Below are 20,544 nucleotides of genomic sequence, written 5' to 3' on the forward strand. Positions count from 1 at the left end.
CCTTTCCGGGCATTGCCGCACCGAAAATTCACGAGTGCCGGCGCGCCGGGCCGGGCTGACGCGGTGCCCGGCGGGAGTGGCGGGAAACCCGGAGAGAAAACTCCCCGGAATCCGCGTAATGCCCGCCCCCCGACCCCCTCTCTCCTTGTGCGGGCGCCCCCACCGGCGGTCGCACGACCCTTCGGAGAGAGGAACGCACGCCATGCGCCCCACCGTCGTCGAGCGGGAACTGCAGCTCCATCTCGTTCTGTCGCCCGAGCGGAGCGTCCCGGTCCCGGCCCGGCTGAGCTACCGCGGCGACGACCCGTACGCCGTCCACATCACCTTCCACGTCGACTCGGACGTGCCCGTGCACTGGACGTTCGCCCGTGAGCTGCTCGTGGAGGGGGTGTTCCGGCCGTGTGGGCAGGGCGACGTGCGGGTGTGGCCGAGCAGGGCCGGCGGCCGGGATGTCGTCCGGATGTCGCTGAGTTCCCCCGACGGGGAGGCCCTGCTGGAGGCCCCGGGGTCACCGGTGTCGGCCTGGGTCGAGCGGACCCTGCGGGCGGTGCCCCCGGGAGCCGAGGGCGAGCGGCTCGGCCTGGACCACGCCCTGGCCGAGCTGCTCGATCCGGCTTCCGCCGACGACCCGTGGATACGCGACCCGTGGCCGTCGGACGACTCCCCGGGCCGGCAGTGAACCGCCCCGCGGAGTGTCGCCGCGTCCACCGGACCGGGGCCGGTACGCGGACCGCCACGGAGATTGTTCGCAGACCGGGTCAGAAGAGTTTGCCCGGGTTGAGGATGCCGAGCGGGTCGAAGGCGTGCTTCACGGCCCGCTGCATCTCCATGCCCACCGGGCCGATCTCGCGGGCCATCCACTCCTTCTTCAGCACGCCGACGCCGTGCTCGCCGGTGATCGTGCCTCCGAGTTCCAGGCCGAGGGCCATGATCTCCTCGAAGGATGCGCGGGCCCGACGGGACTCGTCGGTGTCCTGGGGGTCGAAGCAGACGGTGGGGTGGGTGTTGCCGTCGCCCGCGTGGGCGACGACGCCGATGGTCAGGCCGTGCTTCTCCGCGATCCGCTCGACGCCCTCGATCAGGTCCCCGAGCCTGGACCGCGGGACGCACACGTCGTCGATCATCGTCACGCCGCGCACCGCCTCCAGCGCGGTCAGGGACAGCCGGCGTGCCTGGAGGAGCATCTCGGACTCGGCCGCGTCGTCCGCGGGGACCACCTGGGTGGCTCCGGCGGCCTCGCACAGCTCACCCACGGCGGCGAGGTCGGCCGCGGGGTCGGGGGTGTCGAAGGCGGCGAGCAGCAGGGCCTCGGTGGTCTCCGGCAGCCCCATGTGCGTCAGGTCGTTGACGGCCTTGACCGTCGTACGGTCCATGAGTTCCAGCAGGGAGGGGACGTGCCCGGCGGCCATGATGCGGCAGATCGCGTCGCAGGCCTCGGCGGCCGAGGCGAACTCCGCGGCCAGGACGAGCTGCTCGGGCGGCTTCGGCCTGAGCGCGAGCACGGCGCGTACGACAATGCCGAGGGAGCCCTCGGAGCCGACGAAGAGCCGGGTGAGGTCGTACCCGGCGACGCCCTTGGCGGTGCGCCGCCCGGTGGACATCAGGCGGCCGTCGGCGAGGACGACGTCCAGGCCGAGCACGTACTCGGCGGTGACCCCGTACTTCACGCAGCACAGGCCGCCCGAGGCCGTGCCGATGTTGCCGCCGATGGTGCACATCTCCCAGCTGGACGGGTCCGGCGGGTAGTACAGGCCCTGTTCTCCCACGGCGCGGGAGAGCGTGGCGTTGATGACGCCCGGTTCCACGACGGCGATGCGGTCGACCGGGTTGATCTCCAGGATGCGGTCCATTTTGGTCAGGGACAGCACGATGCAGCCGTCGGAGGCGTTGGCCGCGCCGGACAGGCCCGTGCGGGCGCCCTGCGGGACGACGGGGACGCGCAGCTCGGTGGCGGTGCGCATGACGTGCTGGACCTGTTCGACGGTGCGCGGCAGGACGACCGCGGCGGGGACGCCGGCCGGGCAGAAGCTCGCCATGTCGTGGGCGTAGGCGGCGGTGATGTCGGGGTCGGTGAGGACCGCCTCGGCGGGCAGGCCGGCGAGCAGTCGGCCGACGAGGCCGCCGGTCGCTGCCGTGCCGTCCTCGGGGGGCGCTTCGATACGGCTCATGATCACAGGTTCGCACCCGGGGGCCACCGGTGTGAACCCCGTCGGCGGCGGCCGTCGCGCGCCGGGTGTGGTCGTCGCAGGGGCGCACGGTGTCGGCCATGGAGGCCGTGGAAGCCGTGGAGGCCGTGGAGGCCGTGCGGGCCATGGAGGCCACGGAGGCGGTGAAGGTCGGTCATCAGGCCGGAAGACGGACATGGCGGAGGAAGCGGCCGAAGAAGCGGAGGCGGGACGCGCGCGAGCGGGCGCGTTTCCGGCGCGGGCCGCGGACAGCCGGTGTGGGCCGCGGACAGCCGGTGTGGGGGCGCGGCGAGCGGGAGGTGGCGCCGCGACACTTCCGGGAGGCGCGCGGACCGGCCCCTGCGTCCCGCCGCTGCCGGTGCCGGTGGCACGACGGGCGCCGGACCGGCGTGGGCGGGCCCTCGCAGGAGGGCCCGCCCACGCGGTGATCCCGGGTCCGGCCGTCGGAGACCGCCGTGGTGTCCGGGGCCGGCGGTCCGGGTGACCGCGCGGCCGTGCGTCGGTCAGAGGTTGCCGCGTCGGGCCTGCTCACGCTCGATGGCCTCGAAGAGGGCCTTGAAGTTGCCCTTGCCGAAGCCCATGGAGCCGTGCCGCTCGATGAGTTCGAAGAACACGGTCGGGCGGTCCTGGACCGGCTTGGTGAAGATCTGCAACAGGTAGCCGTCCTCGTCGCGGTCGGCGAGGATCTTCAGCTCGCGCAGCGTGTCGACCGGCACCCGCGTCTCGCCCACCCACTCGCCGAGCGTGTCGTAGTACGAGTCCGGGGTGTCGAGGAACTGCACGCCGGCCGCGCGCATCTGGCGGACGGTCTGCACGATGTCGTTGGTGTTCAGGGCGATGTGCTGGACGCCGGCGCCGCCGTAGAACTCCAGGTACTCGTCGATCTGGGACTTCTTCTTGGCGAGGGCGGGCTCGTTGATCGGGAACTTGACCTTGAGCGTGCCGTCGGCGACCACCTTCGACATCAGCGCGCTGTACTCGGTCGCGATGTCGTCGCCCACGAACTCCTTCATGTTCGTGAAGCCCATGACCTGGTTGTAGAACGTCACCCACTCGTTCATGCGGCCGAGCTCGACGTTGCCGACGCAGTGGTCGACGGCCTGGAAGGAGCGCTGGGCCGGCGGCTCGACGAGCGGGTCGGCGGCGACGTAGCCGGGCAGGTAGGGGCCGTCGTAGCCGCTGCGGTCGACCAGGGTGTGGCGGGTCTTGCCGTAGGTGGCGATGGCGGCGAGGACGACCGTGCCGTACTCGTCCTTCAGTTCGTACGGCTCGGCCACCGAACGGGCACCCTGCTCGACGGCGTACGTGTACGCGGCACGGGCGTCGGGCACCTCGATGGCCAGGTCGATGACGCCGTCGCCGTGCTCGGCCACGTGCTCGGCGAGGAAGTGGCCCCAGGTGGTGGTGGGCTTGACGACCGAGGTGAGGACGAAGCGGGCGGAGCCGCTCTCCAGCACGTAGGCGGCGGTCTCGCGGTTGCCGTTCTCCGGCCCGGAGTAGGCGACCAGCTTCATGCCGAAGGCGGTGGAGTAGTAGTGCGCGGCCTGCTTGGCGTTGCCCACGGCGAAGACGACCGCGTCCATTCCCTTGACCGGGAAGGGGTCGGCCTGCCGGGCGGTCGTGTCGGGAGTGTGGTGTGTGGTCTGCGTCATAAATGCAGGTTCTCCCGCACCCGCAAGGTGCGCAATAGTTTGCAGATTCACTGGGCAGTCTGCCCAGGAGGGCGGCGGGACCAGCGGACTTTATGTACAGGCTGACCACACAGGAGGCGGGCGTGGCGATCGATCAACTGGACGGCCGGATCATCGTGCTGCTGGCGCGGGAGCCGCGTATCGGGGTGCTGGAGATGTCGCGGCGGCTGGGGGTCGCGCGGGGCACGGTGCAGGCGCGGCTCGACCGGCTTCAGTCGAACGGAGTCATCCGGGGATTCGGCCCCGAGGTCGATCCGGCCGCACTCGGCTACCCCGTGACGGCGTTCGCAACACTTCAGATCAGACAAGGTCAAGGCCCATCTGTACGGGGGCACTTGGCGTCCGTTCCGGAGGTGCTGGAGCTGTTGACCACGACCGGCAGCGGGGACATGCTGTGCCGGTTGGTGGCCCGGTCGAACGCCGATCTCCAGCGGGTGATCGACCGGGTTGTTGGCTTTGATGGCATTGTCCGGGCCTCTACGACGATCGTCATGGAGAACCCCGTTCCGCTGCGGATCATCCCGCTGGTGGAACAGGCCGCCGAGGACCGGCGGCGGACCTGACGCAGGCCGCCGCCCCCGGGCGCGGCCCGGATCCGGGGTGAGCGGATGTGAATTTCTGGGAGTACGTGAGCACCCGGCACCAGCAGTTGCTCACCGACGCCTTCCAGCACGCGAGCGCCGTGTTCCAGTGCATGGTGGCGGCGACGCTGCTGGGTGTGCTGCTGGGTGTCCTGACCTATCGCAGCGAGTGGGCGGGCAGCCTCGCCACGACGACCACCGCGACGATCCTCACCGTTCCGTCCCTCGCCATGATCGGTCTGCTGATCCCGATCGTGGGCCTCGGCGTGGCGCCGACGGTGGTGGCGCTGACGCTGTACGGGCTGCTGCCGGTGGTGCGCAACGCGATCGTGGGACTGCGCGGCGTCGACCCGGCGCTGGTGGACGCGGCCCGCGGCATCGGCATGTCCCGGGTGGCCCGGCTGCTGCGCGTGGAGCTGCCGATCGCCTGGCCGCCGATCCTGACCGGCATCCGGGTCTCCACCCAGATGCTGATGGGCATCGCGGCCATCGCGGCGTACGCCTCCGGACCCGGCCTCGGCAACGAGATCTTCCGCGGCATCGGCTCCCTGGGCAGCAAGAACGCGCTCAACCAGGTGCTCGCGGGGACCCTGGGGATCATCATCCTGGCCCTGTTGTTCGACGCCGCGTACGTCCTCATCGGACGGCTGACCATCCCCAGGGGGATCCGTGCCTGACCCGAGCAGCGACACCAGCAACGACGCGACCGGGGCGACGGTCGCCCCCGGCAGCACCGGGGGCGGCGCCGGGGCCGCGGGCACCGCCCGGGGCAGTGGCACCACCGGGGCCACGATCGAACTGGAGAACCTCACCAAGCGCTACCCGGGCAGTGCGCGGCCCGCCGTGGAGAGCGTCACCATGGAGATCCGCGCGGGCGAGACGGTCGTCCTGGTCGGGCCGTCGGGCTGCGGGAAGTCCACCACGCTGAAGATGATCAACCGGCTGATCGAGCCGTCGGGCGGCCGGATCCGCATCGGCGGCGAGGACGTCACCGACATGGACCCCGTCAAGCTGCGCCGCAAGATCGGCTACGCGATCCAGTCGTCCGGTCTCTTCCCGCACATGACGGTCGCCCAGAACATCGCGCTGGTGCCGGGCATGCTGGGCTGGCCCAGGGCGCGCATCCGCGACCGTGTGGAGGAGATGCTCGACCTGGTCGGCCTCGACGCCGGCGAGTTCCACAACCGCTATCCGCGCCAGCTGTCCGGCGGGCAGCAGCAGCGGGTGGGCGTGGCGCGTGCCCTGGCGGCGGATCCGCCGGTCCTGCTGATGGACGAGCCGTTCGGCGCGGTCGACCCGATCACCCGCGACCACCTCCAGGACGAGCTGATCCGGCTCCAGCGCGAGCTGCACAAGACGATCGTGTTCGTCACCCACGACTTCGACGAGGCCATCAAGATCGGCGACCGGATCGCCGTCCTGCGGGAGCAGTCGCACATCGCGCAGTTCGACACCCCGGAGGCCATCCTCACCAACCCGGCGGACGACTTCGTCTCCGGCTTCGTGGGCGCGGGTGCGGCCCTGAAGCGGCTGAACCTGACCCGGGTACGCGACGTGGAGATCACCGACTATCCGACGGTGACCGTCGAGGACCCGCTCCAGGAGATCTTCAACGTGCTGCGGACGAGCGGCAACAACGAGATCCTGCTGCTCGACCGGCGCGGCCGGCCCTACAAGTGGCTCAGGCGCGGCGACCTGATGCGCGCCAAGGGTTCGCTGGCGCGGGCCGGGACGCTCGTGCAGGACACGGTGACCCGGGACGCCACGCTGCGGGACGCCCTGGAGGCGGTGCTCACCGACAACGCGGGCCGGGTCGCGGTCACCGGGCGGCGCGGCGAGTACACGGGCGTCGTCGACATGGAGACGCTGATGAACTCCGTGCACGAGATGCTGGAGGCCGACCGGCTGGAGGCCATGGAGTCGCAGTCCGAGCTGCAGGAGGTCAGGGCCCGGCAGACGCACGTCGAACAGGAGGGCGGCGTGGGCGGCGGGGAGGCCTGGGCATGAGCACCGCTTTCCGGCCCGAACCCGAACCCGAGGCGTTCGCGGACGACGACGAGCCGGCCGGCGAGTCCGGCGACGAGCCGCGCACCGCGCCGCCCCGGCGCCCGGCGCGGCGAATCACCTGGCAGAAGCTGACCTTCCTGCCCTCGGTGCTGGTCGTGGTGCTGATCGTGACCTGGCTGTGGTTCCGGCAGGCGGAGCTGGACGCGATCTCCGAGAACGCCCTGTCGAACGGGCAGGTGTCCAAGGCACTGTGGCAGCACATCGAGCTGACGGCGATCTCCACCTTCTTCGTGCTGATCATCGCCATCCCGCTGGGCATCCTGCTGACCCGCCGTGCCTTCCGCAAGGCGACACCGGTGGCCATGGCGCTCGCCAACATGGGGCAGGCGACCCCGGCGATCGGTCTGCTGGCGCTGCTGGTGATCTGGCTCGGCACGGGCAGGAGGGCAGCCCTGATCGGCATCATCGCGTACGCGGTCCTGCCGGTGCTGTCGAACACCATGGCCGGGCTGAAGGCGAACGATCCGACGCTGCTGGAGGCCGCGCGCGGGATCGGCATGTCCCCGCTGGGTGTGCTGACCCGCGTCGAACTCCCGCTGGCGGTGCCGCTGATCCTGGCGGGCGTCCGTACGGCGCTGGTCCTGAACGTCGGGACGGCGACGCTGGCGACGTTCGGCGGGGGCGGCGGGCTGGGTGTGCTGATCACGACCGGCATCACCAACCAGCGGATGCCGGTGCTGATGCTCGGGTCGATTCTCACGGTGGTCCTGGCGCTGCTGGTGGACTGGCTGGCGTCGCTGGCCGAGGTGGCGCTGCGGCCCAAGGGTCTGGAGGCGGGGACATGAGGCGCGGCTGCCTGGTGCTGACCGGGGTTCTGCTGCTGGCGTCCGGGTGCGGGCTGACGAGCGGCTCGCCGATGGTCGACGACGTCTCCCCCGGGACGATCGGCCGTGGCCTGCCGCTGAAGGGCGTCGACCTGACGGTCACCTCGAAGGAGTTCAGCGAGCAGCTGATCCTGGGCGCGATCATGGGCATCGCCTTCGAGGCGGCCGGCGCGAACGTCCTCGACCGCACCGGCATCCAGGGCTCGATCGGCTCGCGGGAGGCGGTGCGCAAGGGCGCGGCGGACGCCGACTACGAGTACACGGGCACCGGGTGGATCAACTACCTCGGCAACACCGAGCCGCTGCCCGACCCGCGCAAGCAGTGGGAGGCGGTACGGGACGCGGACCGCAAGAACGGCGTGACCTGGCTGGAGCCGTCCCCCCTGAACAACACGTACGCCCTGGCCATGAACCGGGAGAACTACAAGAAGTACGGCACGAAGACCCTGTCGGACGTGGCGGCGCTGGCGAAGAGGGACCCGGGCGCGGTGACGCTGTGCGTGGAGAGCCAGTTCGCCAACCGCGCGGACGGGTTTCCCGGCATGGCCAAGAAGTACGGCATGGACCTCCCGGCGAAGAACCTCACGCAGATGGACACCGGCATCATCTACACGCAGGCCGCGAAGGGCAGTTGCACCTACGGCGAGGTCTTCACCACCGACGGCCGCATCACGTCGATGGATCTGGTGGTGATGGAGGACGACAAGAAGTTCTTCCCGAACTACAACGCGGCCCCCATGATCCACACGAAGACCCTCAAGAAGTACCCGGAGATCGCCGGCATCCTGGCCCCCATCACCAAGAAGCTCAACAACTCGGTGGCCCGAACCCTGAACGCCAGGGTGGACGTCAAGGGCGAGGACCCGCACCAGGTGGCGCTGGACTGGATGGTGAAGGAGGGGTTCGTGAAGAAGGGGTGAGCCCACGGGCCCGCTCACCGCGGAGCTGCCCGTCAGCCGGGGGTGCCCGACAGGGACGGAGGGGGCCGTCTGCCGGACGGGGGGTGCCCGACAGGGACGGAGGGGGCCGTCTGCCGGGCGGGGGGTGCCCGACAGGGACGGAGGGGGCCGTCTGCCGGCGCCGGTTCACACCCCGGGATCCGGGGGCTAGTTCTAGCAGCCCGGGACCCGGCCCTTCCCCGTGCTCAGCGCGACCAGGGACTCCACGGCCCCCTTCAGCGTGGTGACCGGGATCAGGCGCAGGCCCTTCGGGCGTTCGGTCCGTGCGTCGGCGCACTCGGCCTTCGGGACCAGGAAGACCGTCGCCCCGTCCCGGTGGGCCGCCCGCGTCTTCAGGGCGACGCCGCCGACCGCGCCGACCGTGCCGTCCGCGTCGATGGTGCCCGTGCCGGCGATCACCCGGCCGCCCGTGAGGTCGCCGCCGCTGCCGTCGCCGTCCAGGGTGTCGACGATGCCGAGGGAGAACAGCAGTCCGGCGCTCGGCCCGCCGACGTCGGCGAGCTTCAGGGAGACCTTCACCTTGTCGTCGTCCAGCTTCAGATACGTCAGCGCCGCCCGGGTCGCCGTGTTCTGCGACTCGCGCATCTGCTGCTCGTTGTGCCGCTCGATCTCCTTGACGCCGCCGCCGCTCGGGTAGACCGAGTCGCGCGGCATGACCGCCTTGTCGGTCGCAAACCAGCCGTCGACCACGTCAGCGAGCGACACGCGCGTGTCCGGGCTGGTCGCCTCGATCGTCGTCATGCGCAGCTCGCCCCGGGTGTCCCGGGTCGGCGTGCCCGAGATGGTGATCACGGCCGCGCCCTTGTTCTTGCCGAGCACGTCCGCCGTCATCCCGGGCTGCGCCACGGAGAACGGCAGCGGTGCGAACACCGCCGTGGCGAACAGAGCCACGACGGGCAGGGCACAGACGGCGACGGCCCGGGGGCGCGTGAGACGAGAGAACACGGGATCAATCTAACGTGGCGCGCGATCGCGGCAGGGGGCGCGTCCACGGTGCCGGGTCCCGGCGGGAAGGGCGCCCGCGGTACGGCGTCCGGGGTCGGAAGGGCGCCCGCGGTACGGCGTCCGGGCGCGGGCGGCGCGCGGGCGGCGGGGTGACGTCACCGTCCCGGCCCGAGGAACCCGCCCGGCCGGGGCGGGCGTCAGCGCAGCGCCTCCGCGACCTCCCGCGCCGCCTCCACGACCCGCCGGCCCACCCGCTCCGGTACCGCGTCCGCCAGCATCACCACGCCCACGCTGCCCTCGACGCCCGTGACGCCGACCAGCGGTGCCGCGGCCCCGCTCGCCCCGGCCTCCAACTCGCCGTGCGTCAGCGTGTAGGCGGGGTCGGGGGCGGGCTGCCTGCGGCCCTGGAGGATCGCCTTGCCGGCGGCGCCCCGCTCCAGCGGGTGCCGGAAACCCGCGCGGTAGGCCACGTGGTAGTCCGTCCACGTCGGCTCCACCACGGCCACGGCCAGCGCCTCCGCACCGTCCACCAGCGTCAGATGGGCCGTCGCCCCGATGTCCTCGGCCAGCGACCGCAGCGCCGGCATCGCGGCCTCCCGCACCAGCGGATGCACCTGGCGGCCCAGGCGCAGCACCCCCAGCCCGACCCGCGCACGACCGCCGAGGTCCCGGCGTACCAGGGCGTGCTGTTCCAGCGTGGCGAGCAGCCGGTACACCACGGTCCGGTTCACGCCCAGCTTCTGGGACAGCTCGGTGACGGTCAGCCCGTGGTCGGTGTCGGCCAGCAGTTTGAGGACCCGCAGGCCCCTGTCGAGCGTCTGGGAGGTCTCCGCGGTCACGACGCCCACTCCTTCGGTGGTGAGGTCGGCGGCCACCTGCCGGCGGGCGGCACCGAGTCCCGTCGGTGACGCGCCACAGAGGCCGCCGATCGGCCGACGGCCCGGACGTGTCCCCGGCCCGGTCGCTTCACGGCTGCGCTCCGCGGCGGCTCTGCCACGGGGCGTGTGCGTAGCGGGACAGTAGCGAGCCGGTTCGCTCAGCGGAAGGCTCCGTCCAGAATCCGGTCAGTACACGGGCGGACTCGCTCTGTTCCTCCCGAAACATCCGGCGGACCGGGCCGCCGCACCCGCGCGCCCCGGTCCGTCCCGGCGTACGGGTCTCACGTCATGCGGGTGGCCCACTCCTGGACCTTGGCGATGCGCTGCCGCAGTTGGCCCGCGGTGGCCTCGGCGCTGGGCGGGCCGCCGCACACGCGCCGCAGCTCGGTGTGGATGACGCCGTGCGGCTTGCCGCTCTGGTGGACGTACGCGCCGACCATCGTGTTGAGCCTCTTGCGCAGCTCCATCATCTCCTTGTGGGAGACCACCGGCCGCCGCTCGGCGGGCAGTTCGAGCAGGTCGGCCTCCTCGTCCGGCTTCTTGCGGCTGTGCGCGATCTGCCGGGCCTGCCGCTTCTGCAGCAGCATCTGCACCTGGTCGGGCTCCAGCAGCCCGGGGATGCCGAGGTAGTCCTGCTCCTCGGCGCTGCCGGGGTGGGCCTGCATGCCGAACTCGGCGCCGTTGTACATGACCCGGTCGAAGACGGCGTCGGACTCCAGCGCCTCGAAGGGCAGCATGTCCTGCTCGCCGGTGTCCTCGTCCTGCTCCCGGTTCGCCTCCTCCATCTCCTTCTCGGACTCGGCGTACGGGTCCTCCTCGCCCTCCTTCTTGGGCTTGTCGAGGACGTGGTCGCGCTCGCGCTCCATCTCGTTGGCGAAGGAGAGCAGGTCAGGGATGGTCGGCAGGAACACGGACGCGGTCTCCCCGCGCCGCCTCGACCGTACGAAGCGGCCGACGGCCTGCGCGAAGAACAGCGGCGTGGAGATCGTCGTGGCGTACACGCCGACCGCGAGGCGGGGCACGTCGACGCCCTCGGACACCATGCGGACGGCGACCATCCACCGGTCGGTGCTGCCGCTGAAGTCGTCGATCCGCTTCGACGCGCCCGTGTCGTCGGACAGGACGAGCGTGGCCCTGTGGCCGGTGATGTCGCGGATGAGCTTGGCGTAGGCGCGGGCGGAGTCCTGGTCGGAGGCGATGACGAGCGCGCCGGCGTCCGGCACGGCCTTCCTGACCTCGGTGAGCCGCTGGTCGGCGGCGCGCAGCACGGCCGGCATCCAGTCGCCGCGCGGGTCGAGGGCGGTGCGCCAGGCCTGGCTGACCGCGTCCTTGGTCATCGGTTCGCCGAGCCGGGCCTCGATCTCGTCGCCGGCCTTGGTCCGCCAGCGCATGTTGCCGCTGTAGGAGAGGAAGATGACCGGCCGCACGACACCGTCGGCGAGCGCGGAGCCGTAGCCGTACGTGTAGTCGGCGGAGGACCGCCGGATGCCGTCGTCGCCCTCCGCGTACGTGACGAACGGGATGGGGTTGGTGTCCGAACGGAACGGCGTACCGGTCAGGGCGAGCCTGCGGGCCGCCGGTTCGAACGCCTCCAGGCAGGCCTCGCCCCAGGACTTGGAGTCACCGGCGTGGTGGATCTCGTCCAGGATGACGAGGGTCTTGCGCTGTTCCACGCGGTTGCGGTGCAGCATCGGGCGCACGCCGACACCTGCGTACGTGACGGCGACCCCGTCGTACTCCCTGCCGAGCGGGCCCGCGCTGTACTCGGGGTCCAGCTTGATCCCTATCCGCGCGGCGGCCTCCGCCCACTGCTTCTTCAGGTGCTCGGTCGGCGCGACCACGGTCACCTGCTGCACGACGTGGTGGTGCAGCAGCCAGGACGCGAGCGTCAGCGCGAAGGTCGTCTTACCGGCACCGGGGGTCGCGACCGCGAGGAAGTCGCGGGGCTGCTCCTGGAGGTACTTCTCCATCGCCCCCTGCTGCCAGGCACGCAGCTTGCTGGCGGTACCCCAGGGGGCACGGCCGGGAAAGGCCGGTGACAGGTGGTGCGAGTGAGCGGCGGCACTGGAACTTGCGGTGGTAGTCACGGTCTCCGTGGAGGGGTCGGCTGCTCGGGCGCGTATGACAACCGGGCCACCCTACCGGCGGCCCGGAGCGCCCGACGCGGGTACCGGGCCACCGTGGCCGGCAGTGGGACCGAGTTCACATCGAGCGCGCGAAGCACGCGGCAACCGGGTCGCGATCCCGGCAGCGCCCGACGCGCCCCGGGAGACGTCCCGTGCGAACCGCTCGGCCTCGTCCACGCCGACCTCGGGGCCACCGCGCCCGCCGCAGGGCCCTCGTGGCCGCCCACGGGCCCCGCGCCGCCCCTGCCCGTCGCTGGTCCGACGGGCTCGCGTTCCTGAACAGAAACACCCGGCGCGCGTACCAGGAGACGCGCTTGTTCCCGGTCTCACCGTGCTTCCGCCCGCACCCGGACCGTCACCCAGGCCCCCACCGACGCCACCGCCGCCATCGGCAGGAACACCGCCGCGAAGGCCGCCGGGTGGGAGGCGCCCGCTCCCGTGGCCGCCGTCGTGGCGTGCGACACGGTGCCGCCGCCCAGCGCGGCGAACGCGGCGCCGCCCATGGCCAGCAGGACGATGTTGGACAGGGCGTCGGAGATCTGGAGCGCGGCCGAGTTGGTGCCGGCCTCCTCCGGGGCGGACAGGCGCAGCAGGAGCACGCTGGTGGAGGAGATCACCAGGCCCATGCCGAAGCAGCCGAACGCCCAGGCCACCGCCACCGTCCACACGGGCACCGCCGCGATCAGCACGCTCGGCACCGCCGCGATGGCCGCCGCCACCAGCAGCATGCCGAGCGTCATCAGCCGCTCCCGGTGCGGCTCGACCCGGGGGCGGGACTGCACCCACGAGCCCAGCGCCCAGGCCGCGCCGCCCGCCGCCAGCGAGAACCCGGCGAGCGTCGGGCTGAGCCCGCGCTGCGTGACCAGCATCAGCGGCACGAACGACTCGGCCGCGATGAACGAGCCCGCGGCGACCCCGCGCAGCAGCACCACGGACGGCAGCCCGCGCGCCGCCCGGTACGTGCCGCGCGGCAGCAGCCCGGAGACCGCCGGGACCAGCAGCGCGGCTCCCGCCGCACCGGGCAGCAGCGACAGCCACCGCAGGTCCTGCGCCGCGTACTGGAGCAGTCCGGCGCCCAGCGAGATACCGAGGGCGAGCCGGATGCGCCGCCGGTCGACGGAGGCCCGCCCGGCCCCTCCCCCGCCCCTGCCCGTGCCCGGTTCCTCCACCGGCCCCGCGGCCCGGCGTCGTATCTGCGGCAGCGCCAGCGCCAGCGGGAACACCACGAGCACCGGGATGCCGACGAACACCCAGCGCCAGCCGAGGTGCTCGGTCACCGCGCCCGACGCGAGCGGGCCGACGATCGACGGCACGATCCAGCCCGCCGCGAACGCCGCCATGATCGCGGGCCGCAGCCGCTCCGGGTAGGCCCGGCCGACCACGACGTACAGCGCGACGATCACCAGCCCGCCGCCCAGGCCCTGCACCGCCCGGCCCAGGATGAACAGCCACATCGCCGTCGCCGTCCCGGACAGCAGCAACCCGGCGGCGAACGCGCCGATGCCCGCGGTCAGCGGCCCCAGCGGCCCGCGCCGGTCCGACCACTGGCCGGACAGCACCATCCCGAACAGACTCGTCGTGAAGTACCCGGAGAACGCGAACGCGTACAGCGACACGCCGTCCAGTTCGCGCGCCGCGACCGGCATCGCCGTACCGACGGCCGTGGCCTCGAACGCGATCAGCAGCACGACGGAGACGATGCCGATGCTCAGCGCCCGGTAGGAGCGGCTCAGCACGGTCTCGGCCGGCCCGGCGGCCGGGTCGGGGTCAGGGGCGTCGGCGACAGTGCTGTCGCACGGTTCGAGGGCACTCATGAGCGCCAGCGTAAGGGCCAAGAGCCGCCTTGGCCCCTGTCGGGAGACGGTACGGCTCTACGCCCTTGGGCCTACGCCCACCGCCCACGCCGGCCGTTCGTGAACGGCGTGTGGCAGTCGCGTTGCGGCACTCCCGAACGTCTTGAGCCCCGCCGCGCCCTGCCCGTACGGTCGGGACATCGACACGGCCGTGTGCCCGAGTGGTTCAGGGGCTCGCCTGCAAAGCGAGTGACGCGGGTTCGAATCCCGCCACGGCCTCCAGCAGTGCCCGGTGCATCAGCCACAGGGTGAAGGCCATGGTCGAGACGTCCGCGCCCAGCGGGTGCAGGGCCGCCTCCGGCTCGGTCCACTTCCAGAGCGCGCCCGTCGCACCGTCGAGGACCAGGCTGCAGCCCTCCTCGGCGAGGCTCCCGACCCGCACCAAACGCTCGGCGCCCACCGGGAGCCGGTCCGGGCGGACGTCCAGCGCGTCGTCCTCCGCGTACTCCGCCAGCATCGGCAGCGGCACGTCCGTGCCCAGGCTGAGCGGGTACGCCTCCTCGGGCAGGCCCGTCTCCCGCAGGAAGCGGCGCGTCGGCGCGTGGGTGAGGACGGCGGGAAGGTCGACGTCCTCGAAGTGGACGACACGGCCGCGGCCGAACTCCCGGTCCAGCAGCCCGCTCGGCAGGTCCAGGGCGAGCCCCGACTCCGCGCCCGTGCCGGCGGCCAGCGCCAGGAGCCGGACCAGCGCCGTCATCCGGCGGTACGGCGACCGCTCCACCAGCGTGCGTATGTCCGCGCGCTCACCGCACGCAGGGGCGGGGAACAGGCCCCGCCCGTCCGCCGGCCGGTCCGTCGCCGTCGCGAAACGCACCAGCGTCACCAGCGACGGGGCGACCCCGCGCAGCCCGGGAAGCCGCAGCATCCGGCCCTGCCCCGCACCGTGCCCCTCGCCGAGCCCCAGATCCGTGACCGCCGTCGTGATCGCCACCCCGCTCACCGCTCCCCCGCGCATCCGCAACCCCCGTCCGTCACGGGACGGCCGCCCACCCCCGACGGGCGGCCGTCCCACTGCCCAGAACATTAGCCGCCGCCACTGACAACGGCCTCGGAATACCGCCCGGCCGGAGCGCCGCAACTGCGGCAACGGCCGGACAGGGACGACGGCTGGGTCTACTGACCCGTCACCACGGCCGCCTGCGGGCGGATCGGCAGGCGGTTGACGGGGCGGCCCGTCGCCGCGCGCACAGCCGACGCCACGGCCGCCGGGGACGTCACCACCGGCACCGCGCTGACCGCCTTCGCACCGAACGGCGCGACCACGTCCCGCTCCTCCACCAGCTTGACGATCCGGATGTCCGGCGCGTCCAGGGCCGTCGGCAGGGCGTACCCGGTCAGGTCGGGGTGGCGCAGCAGGCCGCGCGGCGTGCGCAGGTTCTCGGTGAGCGCGATGCCCACCCCTTGCGTGACACCGCCCTCGATGCGCGAGGCCAGCTGGGCCGGGTTCAGCACCCGCCCCACGTCCTGCGCGACGGCCAGTTCCACGACGCGTACCGAGCCGATCTCGACGTCGACGTCCACGACCGCGCGGATCGCGCAGAACGCCATGCCGACGAACGCGTCACCCTGCCCGGAGTCGTCCAGCGGCTCGGTCGGGTGCGGGCGGCACTGGGCCGTCGCCCACAGTTCCTTGCCGTCCATCGCCTCCGTGACCGTCGTCGACAGGACACCGTCGTACGACGTGATCCGGCCGTCGGTGATCTGGAGGAGTTCCGTGGACATGCCGAACTTGTGGGCCAGGGGCTGCAGGAGCTGGGTGCGGACCATCTTCGCCGCGCGCTCCACCGCGCCGCCCGACACCCAGGTGTGCCGGCCGCGGCAGCCCGCGCCCGCGGACGGCTGGTCGGTGTCGACCGGCGCCACGTGGACCTCGTCGATGCCGAGCGTCTCCTGCACGATCTGCCGGGCGAGCGTGCTGAAGCCCTGCCCGGTCTCGACCGCCGCGCACAGCACCGTGGCCACGCCGTCCTGCACCTTCACGGTCGCCGTGGACACCTCGTCGGCGCCCTCGGCGCCGAGCATGTGCACCATGCCGAGCCCGTAGCCCACGCCGCGGCGCACCGCGCCCGGTTCGCCCGCGCCCTCGGGGCCGCCGGGCAGCAGCCATCCGTCCTCGGCGTCGTCCTGGGGCAGCGGCGGCAGCGGCTCGTCCCGTACGGCCTGGAGGAGCTCCGCGACCGGCGCCGGGCACGTCACCGTCTGACCGGTCGGCAGCAGGTCGCCCGTGGCCAGCACGTTGCGCAGACGCAGTTCCGCCGGGTCGACGGCGAGTTTCTTGGCGAGCTTGTCCATCTGCGCCTCGTAGGCGGCGCACACCTGCATGGCGCCCTCGCCGCGCACATGGCCCGACGGGGGGTTGTTGGTCCGGACGGCCCAGCCCTCGATGAAGGCGTTCGGTACGACGTACGGGCCGCAGGCGAAGGCCACGGCGGCGGCCAGCGCCTCCGACGAGGTGTCGGCGTACGCGCCCGCGTCGAGCAGGATCTGCGCCTCGACCTTCACCAGCCGGCCCTCCGCGTCGGCGTGGTGGCGGTAGCGCAGCAGCGTGGGGTGGCGGTGGACGTGGCCGAGGAAGGACTCCTCGCGCGTGGCGGCGAGCTTCACCGGGCAGTTGGTCTTCAGCGCGAGCAGGCCGAGGGCGAGCTGGAAGCCCTGGTCCTCGCGGTCGGAGGTGGCGCCGGGCACGCCGGTGACGACGACCTTCACCCGATCCGGTTCGAGGGCGAACGCGGCGGCGGCCGTGTCGCGGTCGGTGTGCGGGTCGGTGGAGGCGAGGTACAGCTCCACGCCGCCGTCGGGGCGCGGTACGGCCAGACCCGCCTCGGCTCCGATGGGCGCGGGATCCTGTCGGCCTATGCGGTACAGGCCCTCCACGACGATGTCGCCGGCGGCCTCGGGGTCGCCGTGCCGCAGGGGGATGTGCCGGATCAGGTTGCCGTCGGGGTGCAGCGGCTCGGCCTCGAAGGCCTGTTCGGGGTCGGTGACCGGGTCGAGCAGCTCGTACTCGACGGTGACGGCCGCGGCGGCCATCCGGGCGGTGTCCGGGTGGTCGGCGGCGACGGCCGCGATGGGCTCGCCGTGATGGCGTACGACCTCGGAGGCGAACACGGGGCGGTCGGCCTTGCCGCGCCCGTGCAGCGCGGCGCCGGGCACGTCCTCGTGCGTGATGACGGCGCGGACGCCGGGCATCTCCCGCGCGTGCGTGGTGTCGATGGACACGATGCGCGCGTGCGCGTGCGGCGAGCGGAGCACCGCGCCCCACAGCAGGCCCTCGGCCCACAGGTCGGCGGCGTACGGGAAGGTGCCCTCGGTCTTGGCGCGCGCGTCCGCGGCGGGGAGCGAGACACCGAGGCCGTGTGGGAGCGGTTCGGGTTCGGGGGTCTTCTCCGGGGCCTGCGCCGTGGCGGTCTCGTTGCTCACGCGGGGCCTCCGTCCTGGCCATGGGACTGGTCGTGCGGTCCGCCGCGGCCCGGCGGTTGCGGGCCGCCGAACGCCGTGTTGTTCACGCCGCCCGCGCCCGGGCCCGCCTGGTGCGGGATGCGTACGCCGTCGGCGTCCGTCTCGGCGCCGTCGGCCGCGCGGTGCGCCTCGCGCTCGGCGACGACCTCCTTGACGGCGTTCACGACACCCCGGTAGCCGGAGCAGCGGCACAGGTTGCCGCACAGCGCCTGGCGGGTCTCGAGCTCGGTCGGGGCGGGGTTGCCCTCCAGCAGGTCGTGCACGGTCATCGCCATGCCCGGCACGCAGAACCCACACTGCACGGCGCCGCACCGGGCGAGCGCCCGCTGCACGTCCGAGGGCCGCCCGTCGGAGGCCAGGCCCTCGACCGTACGGACCTCGCTGCCGGCCGCGGTCACGCCCGGTACCAGGCAGGAGGCGACGAGCCGGCCGTCGACCTGGACGTTGCAGGCGCCGCACTCGCCCTGCGAGCAGCCGTCCTTGGCGCCCGCGAGTCCGAGCCGTTCACGCAGTACGTACAGCAGGGACTCGCCGATCCAGGCGTCGGCGACGGGCCGGTCGGTGCCGTTGACGCGCAACACGTAGGAGGCGAGCGGATGGTCCTCGTGGAGCGCGGTCACGGGCTGCGCGGCGGCGTCAGCGGCGCCCGCGGCCTCCGCGTCGGCCCCGGCCCCGTCCTGCGGCGCCGGTTCGCCGGACGTCTCCGGCGCGGCGGTCCCCGCGGTCTCGGGGGTGTCGTCGGCGGTCTCGGGGGCGGTCTCGGGGGCGGTCTCTTCGGCCGCCACGGGCTCCGCGGCGGCGTCGGCGGGGTTCTCCGCGGCCTCGTCGGCGCCGGTCGGCACGTCCTCGGGGACCTCGGCGGCGACCGGGGCGTGCTCCTCGGGCTGCGGCTCGGGCAGGGCGGCGGCGGGCGCGGCCTCGTACACGCCGGCCGGGTGCGGCGGCGCCTGCTCGGCGGCGAGGCCCTGCTCGGCGGCGTGCTGGTCGGCGAGCGCCTGCTCGGCGGCGTGCTGGCCGCTGAGGGCCTGGTCGGCGGTGTGCTGCTCGGCCATGTGCTGCTGGGCCGTGGGGCCGGCGATGTGCTGCTGCACGGGCGCGTGCTCGTACCCGGGTGCCGGCTGCCCCCCGAGCCCGTCCTGGCCCTGCCCGTAGGGCTCGCCCTGGCCGGCGTACGGCTGGTCCTGCGGCACGTCCGGCCCGTGGTGCGGCAGGTGCTGTCCGGCCGGGTCCGGCTCGCCGTAGGGCTGTCCGGGCACCGGGTGGCCCGGGCCGTGCGCGGTGCCCGGGACCTGGCCGTAGTCCGCGGGCTGTTCGGCCGTCCCCGGGCCCCAGGGCTCTCCGACCGACTGCGTGGCGGCCCACGGCGCGGCGGCGCCGCCGGGCAGGGTCGGCGGCGGGGTGCCACCCCACTGCTCGACCAGCGACGAGGAGGTGAACTCGCCCGACTCGTCCGGCAAATCTCCCCCGGCGACGGGGATCGACCACTGGCCGGTGACGTCGTGGCCGGGAACGGGCGGCTGCTGCATGCCGGGGGGCGCGGCCTCGGCGGCACCGCCGTCCTGGTATTCCCACGGCCCGCTCGCCCCGGACTGGTAGGTGAACCGGTCGCCGCCGGTCATGTCCTGGCCCGCGTGCGGATCGTGCCACTGGGCGCCGTCGACGGGCGTGGCGGCGGCCGGCCAGGCGGCTCCGGGATCCGTGCCCGTGGCGGCCGGTGCGACCGTGATCTGCGGCGGCACATAGCCGTGGCCGGGCGCGGCCAGCGGGCTGTCCAGGAGGGCGTCGATGCCGCCCTCGGGCAGGTTCACGAACGCCGTGGCGCCGTCGTCGTAGTCGCCCTGGGGCAGCGGGTCCCAGCGGCTGCCGCCGCGGGGCGTGCCCTCGTGATGCTGGTCGTCGGTCACGACAGTGCCCTCCCCAGTGCTCGTCGGGCCAGCGCGGCGACGGTGCGCCGCAGGTGCAGTACGGCGGGCGGCAGCTGCTGCACGGAGCCGTCCTCGGCGGGGCCCGGGTCGGGGATGCAGGCCGCCGCGACGTATTCGCCGAAGGCTCCGAGTGCCTCGGGCACGATCGCGCGGTTGTTGTCCCAGTCGATGAGCTGGGCGACCCACTGCTCGGCCTCCAGGGGCCGCAGCGGCATGGGCGCGATGGCTCCGACCGCGCAGCGCACACCGCGCCGGGCCGGGTCGAGGACGAGGGCGACGGACGCGACGGCACGCCCGGGGCCGGTGCGGCCGGTCGCCTTGAGGAAGACCTGCGGGGCGTGCAGCAGCGGCACGCGCACGTACCCGATGAGTTCGCCGGAACGCAACATGTCCATGCCGGCCAGGAGGTGGGACACCGGGAGCTCTCGGCGGGCTCCGCCGGGACCCGCGATGACCAGCGTCGCCTCCAGCGCGGCGAGCACGGGCAGCGCGTCGCCGGTGGGGGCGGCCGAGGCGATGTTGCCGCCGAGGGTGCCCGCGTTGCGGATCTGCGGCGGGCCCGCGGCGCGCGAGGCGGCGGCCAGCGCCGGGATGAGCGCGGCGAAGTCGGGGCGGCCCATGCGCGCGTGGGTGAGGCCGGCGCCGAGCAGCGCGTGACCGTCCTGGTACTGCCAGCCGCGGATCTCGCTGATGCGGCCGAGGCCGACCAGCGCGGCGGGCCTGAGCTGCCCGGAGTTCACCGCGGCCATGAGATCGGTGCCGCCCGCGACGGGCACGGCGGCGGGCATCGCGGTGAGGGCCGCCACGGCCTCGTCCAGTGTCGAGGGCAGCGTGACGGCCTGCGCCGTCTGCGGTGCGTGCGTGGTCAAACCGGCTGCCCCTTCCCGCTGCCCCTGATCCCGCCTTTGTTGGCCGTACGGTACGTGCCGACAGGGCGGACGTGGCAACTCTGGCACATCTTCGCAGGACGAGAACGCGGGGGTCCGCTAGGAGGAGTTCGCCCACCTCGCGTCGCAGATCACCCGATTTGGGCGGGCTTCGCTCAAGCGC

General features: G+C 73.2%; 15 protein-coding genes, 1 tRNA gene and 1 pseudogene. 7 read left to right on the plus strand and 10 right to left on the minus strand.

The genetic code is table 11. The annotated features are described in order from the left end of the window. The first annotated feature begins 202 nt into the window (after positions 1-202). Positions 203-679: an SsgA family sporulation/cell division regulator gene (locus ABZ354_RS06500; protein WP_358653583.1), complete on the plus strand. Its 477-nt coding sequence runs from the start codon at positions 203-205 to the stop codon at positions 677-679. 79 nt (positions 680-758) lie between these two features. On the opposite strand, the gene ABZ354_RS06505 is transcribed toward ABZ354_RS06500, so the two are convergent. Further along, positions 759-2,174, minus strand: coding sequence for an FAD-linked oxidase C-terminal domain-containing protein (locus tag ABZ354_RS06505; protein WP_358653585.1), 1,416 nt, complete (start codon positions 2,172-2,174; stop codon positions 759-761). A 515-nt stretch (positions 2,175-2,689) separates the two neighbouring features. Further along, complete coding sequence (hppD, locus tag ABZ354_RS06510; protein ID WP_358653586.1) at positions 2,690-3,838, minus strand: 4-hydroxyphenylpyruvate dioxygenase; 1,149 nt, start codon at positions 3,836-3,838, stop codon at positions 2,690-2,692. A 122-nt stretch (positions 3,839-3,960) separates the two neighbouring features. Here hppD and ABZ354_RS06515 point away from each other — a divergent pair, with 122 nt between their 5' ends. The 5 genes from ABZ354_RS06515 to ABZ354_RS06535 all read left to right on the plus strand — a co-directional run bounded on the left by ABZ354_RS06515 (position 3,961) and on the right by ABZ354_RS06535 (position 8,269). After that, a complete protein-coding gene (locus tag ABZ354_RS06515; RefSeq protein ID WP_358653588.1) occupies positions 3,961-4,440 on the plus strand; it encodes an Lrp/AsnC family transcriptional regulator in 480 nt (159 codons plus the stop codon). Between the two features lie 47 nt (positions 4,441-4,487). Continuing rightward, on the plus strand, positions 4,488-5,135 hold the full coding sequence (locus ABZ354_RS06520; protein WP_358653590.1) for an ABC transporter permease: 648 nt from the start codon (positions 4,488-4,490) through the stop codon (positions 5,133-5,135). Between the two features lie 115 nt (positions 5,136-5,250). Then, positions 5,251-6,465: a betaine/proline/choline family ABC transporter ATP-binding protein gene (locus ABZ354_RS06525; protein WP_358653754.1), complete on the plus strand. Its 1,215-nt coding sequence runs from the start codon at positions 5,251-5,253 to the stop codon at positions 6,463-6,465. Next, positions 6,462-7,310: an ABC transporter permease gene (locus ABZ354_RS06530; RefSeq protein WP_358653592.1), complete on the plus strand. Its 849-nt coding sequence runs from the start codon at positions 6,462-6,464 to the stop codon at positions 7,308-7,310. The genes ABZ354_RS06525 and ABZ354_RS06530 overlap by 4 nt, the downstream gene beginning before the upstream one ends. After that, a complete protein-coding gene (locus tag ABZ354_RS06535) occupies positions 7,307-8,269 on the plus strand; it encodes a glycine betaine ABC transporter substrate-binding protein (RefSeq protein WP_358653594.1) in 963 nt (320 codons plus the stop codon). Before ABZ354_RS06530 ends, ABZ354_RS06535 begins: the two co-directional genes overlap by 4 nt. A gap of 192 nt (positions 8,270-8,461) precedes the next feature. Here ABZ354_RS06535 and ABZ354_RS06540 read toward each other — a convergent pair whose 3' ends face one another. The 4 genes from ABZ354_RS06540 to ABZ354_RS06555 all read right to left on the minus strand — a co-directional run bounded on the left by ABZ354_RS06540 (position 8,462) and on the right by ABZ354_RS06555 (position 14,071). Continuing rightward, positions 8,462-9,253, minus strand: a complete 792-nt coding sequence (locus ABZ354_RS06540; protein WP_358653596.1) for a S16 family serine protease — start codon at positions 9,251-9,253, stop codon at positions 8,462-8,464. Positions 9,254-9,450: 197 nt separating this feature from the next. Further along, positions 9,451-10,092 (minus strand): helix-turn-helix domain-containing protein, encoded by a 642-nt coding sequence (locus ABZ354_RS06545; protein WP_358653598.1) that lies wholly within the window; start codon positions 10,090-10,092, stop codon positions 9,451-9,453. A 320-nt stretch (positions 10,093-10,412) separates the two neighbouring features. Then, entirely contained in the window at positions 10,413-12,218 is a 1,806-nt protein-coding gene (locus ABZ354_RS06550; RefSeq protein ID WP_358653600.1) for a DEAD/DEAH box helicase, read from the minus strand. Positions 12,219-12,583: 365 nt separating this feature from the next. Further along, positions 12,584-14,071: an MFS transporter gene (locus ABZ354_RS06555; RefSeq protein ID WP_358653602.1), complete on the minus strand. Its 1,488-nt coding sequence runs from the start codon at positions 14,069-14,071 to the stop codon at positions 12,584-12,586. A gap of 186 nt (positions 14,072-14,257) precedes the next feature. On the opposite strand from ABZ354_RS06555, the gene ABZ354_RS06560 reads away from it, so the two are divergent. After that, positions 14,258-14,332: transfer RNA gene (locus tag ABZ354_RS06560), tRNA-Cys, on the plus strand. A gap of 7 nt (positions 14,333-14,339) precedes the next feature. On the opposite strand, the pseudogene ABZ354_RS06565 reads toward ABZ354_RS06560, so the two are convergent. The 4 genes and pseudogenes from ABZ354_RS06565 to ABZ354_RS06580 form a co-directional block, all read right to left on the minus strand. Beyond that, positions 14,340-15,134 (minus strand): annotated as a pseudogene (locus ABZ354_RS06565) (SUKH-4 family immunity protein); the annotation flags it as partial. Between the two features lie 89 nt (positions 15,135-15,223). Further along, positions 15,224-17,530, minus strand: coding sequence for a molybdopterin cofactor-binding domain-containing protein (locus tag ABZ354_RS06570; protein WP_358653604.1), 2,307 nt, complete (start codon positions 17,528-17,530; stop codon positions 15,224-15,226). Next, on the minus strand, positions 17,527-19,473 hold the full coding sequence (locus ABZ354_RS06575; RefSeq protein ID WP_358653606.1) for a (2Fe-2S)-binding protein: 1,947 nt from the start codon (positions 19,471-19,473) through the stop codon (positions 17,527-17,529). The genes ABZ354_RS06570 and ABZ354_RS06575 overlap by 4 nt, the downstream gene beginning before the upstream one ends. Continuing rightward, positions 19,470-20,363, minus strand: a complete 894-nt coding sequence (locus tag ABZ354_RS06580) for an FAD binding domain-containing protein (protein WP_358653608.1) — start codon at positions 20,361-20,363, stop codon at positions 19,470-19,472. The genes ABZ354_RS06575 and ABZ354_RS06580 overlap by 4 nt, the downstream gene beginning before the upstream one ends. Positions 20,364-20,544 lie beyond the last annotated feature (181 nt).

The sequence above is a fragment of the Streptomyces sp. NPDC005925 genome, from assembly GCF_040638805.1.
Classification (GTDB): domain Bacteria; phylum Actinomycetota; class Actinomycetes; order Streptomycetales; family Streptomycetaceae; genus Streptomyces.

What these genes read in the sequence shown, in the direction of transcription:
- ABZ354_RS06500 (WP_358653583.1), top strand. Translation starts at nt 203, where the DNA reads ATGCGCCCCACCGTCGTCGAGCGGGAACTGCAGCTCCATCTCGTTCTG.
- hppD (WP_358653586.1), bottom strand. Translation starts at nt 3,838, where the DNA reads ATGACGCAGACCACACACCACACTCCCGACACGACCGCCCGGCAGGCC.
- ABZ354_RS06530 (WP_358653592.1), top strand. Translation starts at nt 6,462, where the DNA reads ATGAGCACCGCTTTCCGGCCCGAACCCGAACCCGAGGCGTTCGCGGAC.
- ABZ354_RS06535 (WP_358653594.1), top strand. Translation starts at nt 7,307, where the DNA reads ATGAGGCGCGGCTGCCTGGTGCTGACCGGGGTTCTGCTGCTGGCGTCC.
- ABZ354_RS06555 (WP_358653602.1), bottom strand. Translation starts at nt 14,071, where the DNA reads ATGAGTGCCCTCGAACCGTGCGACAGCACTGTCGCCGACGCCCCTGAC.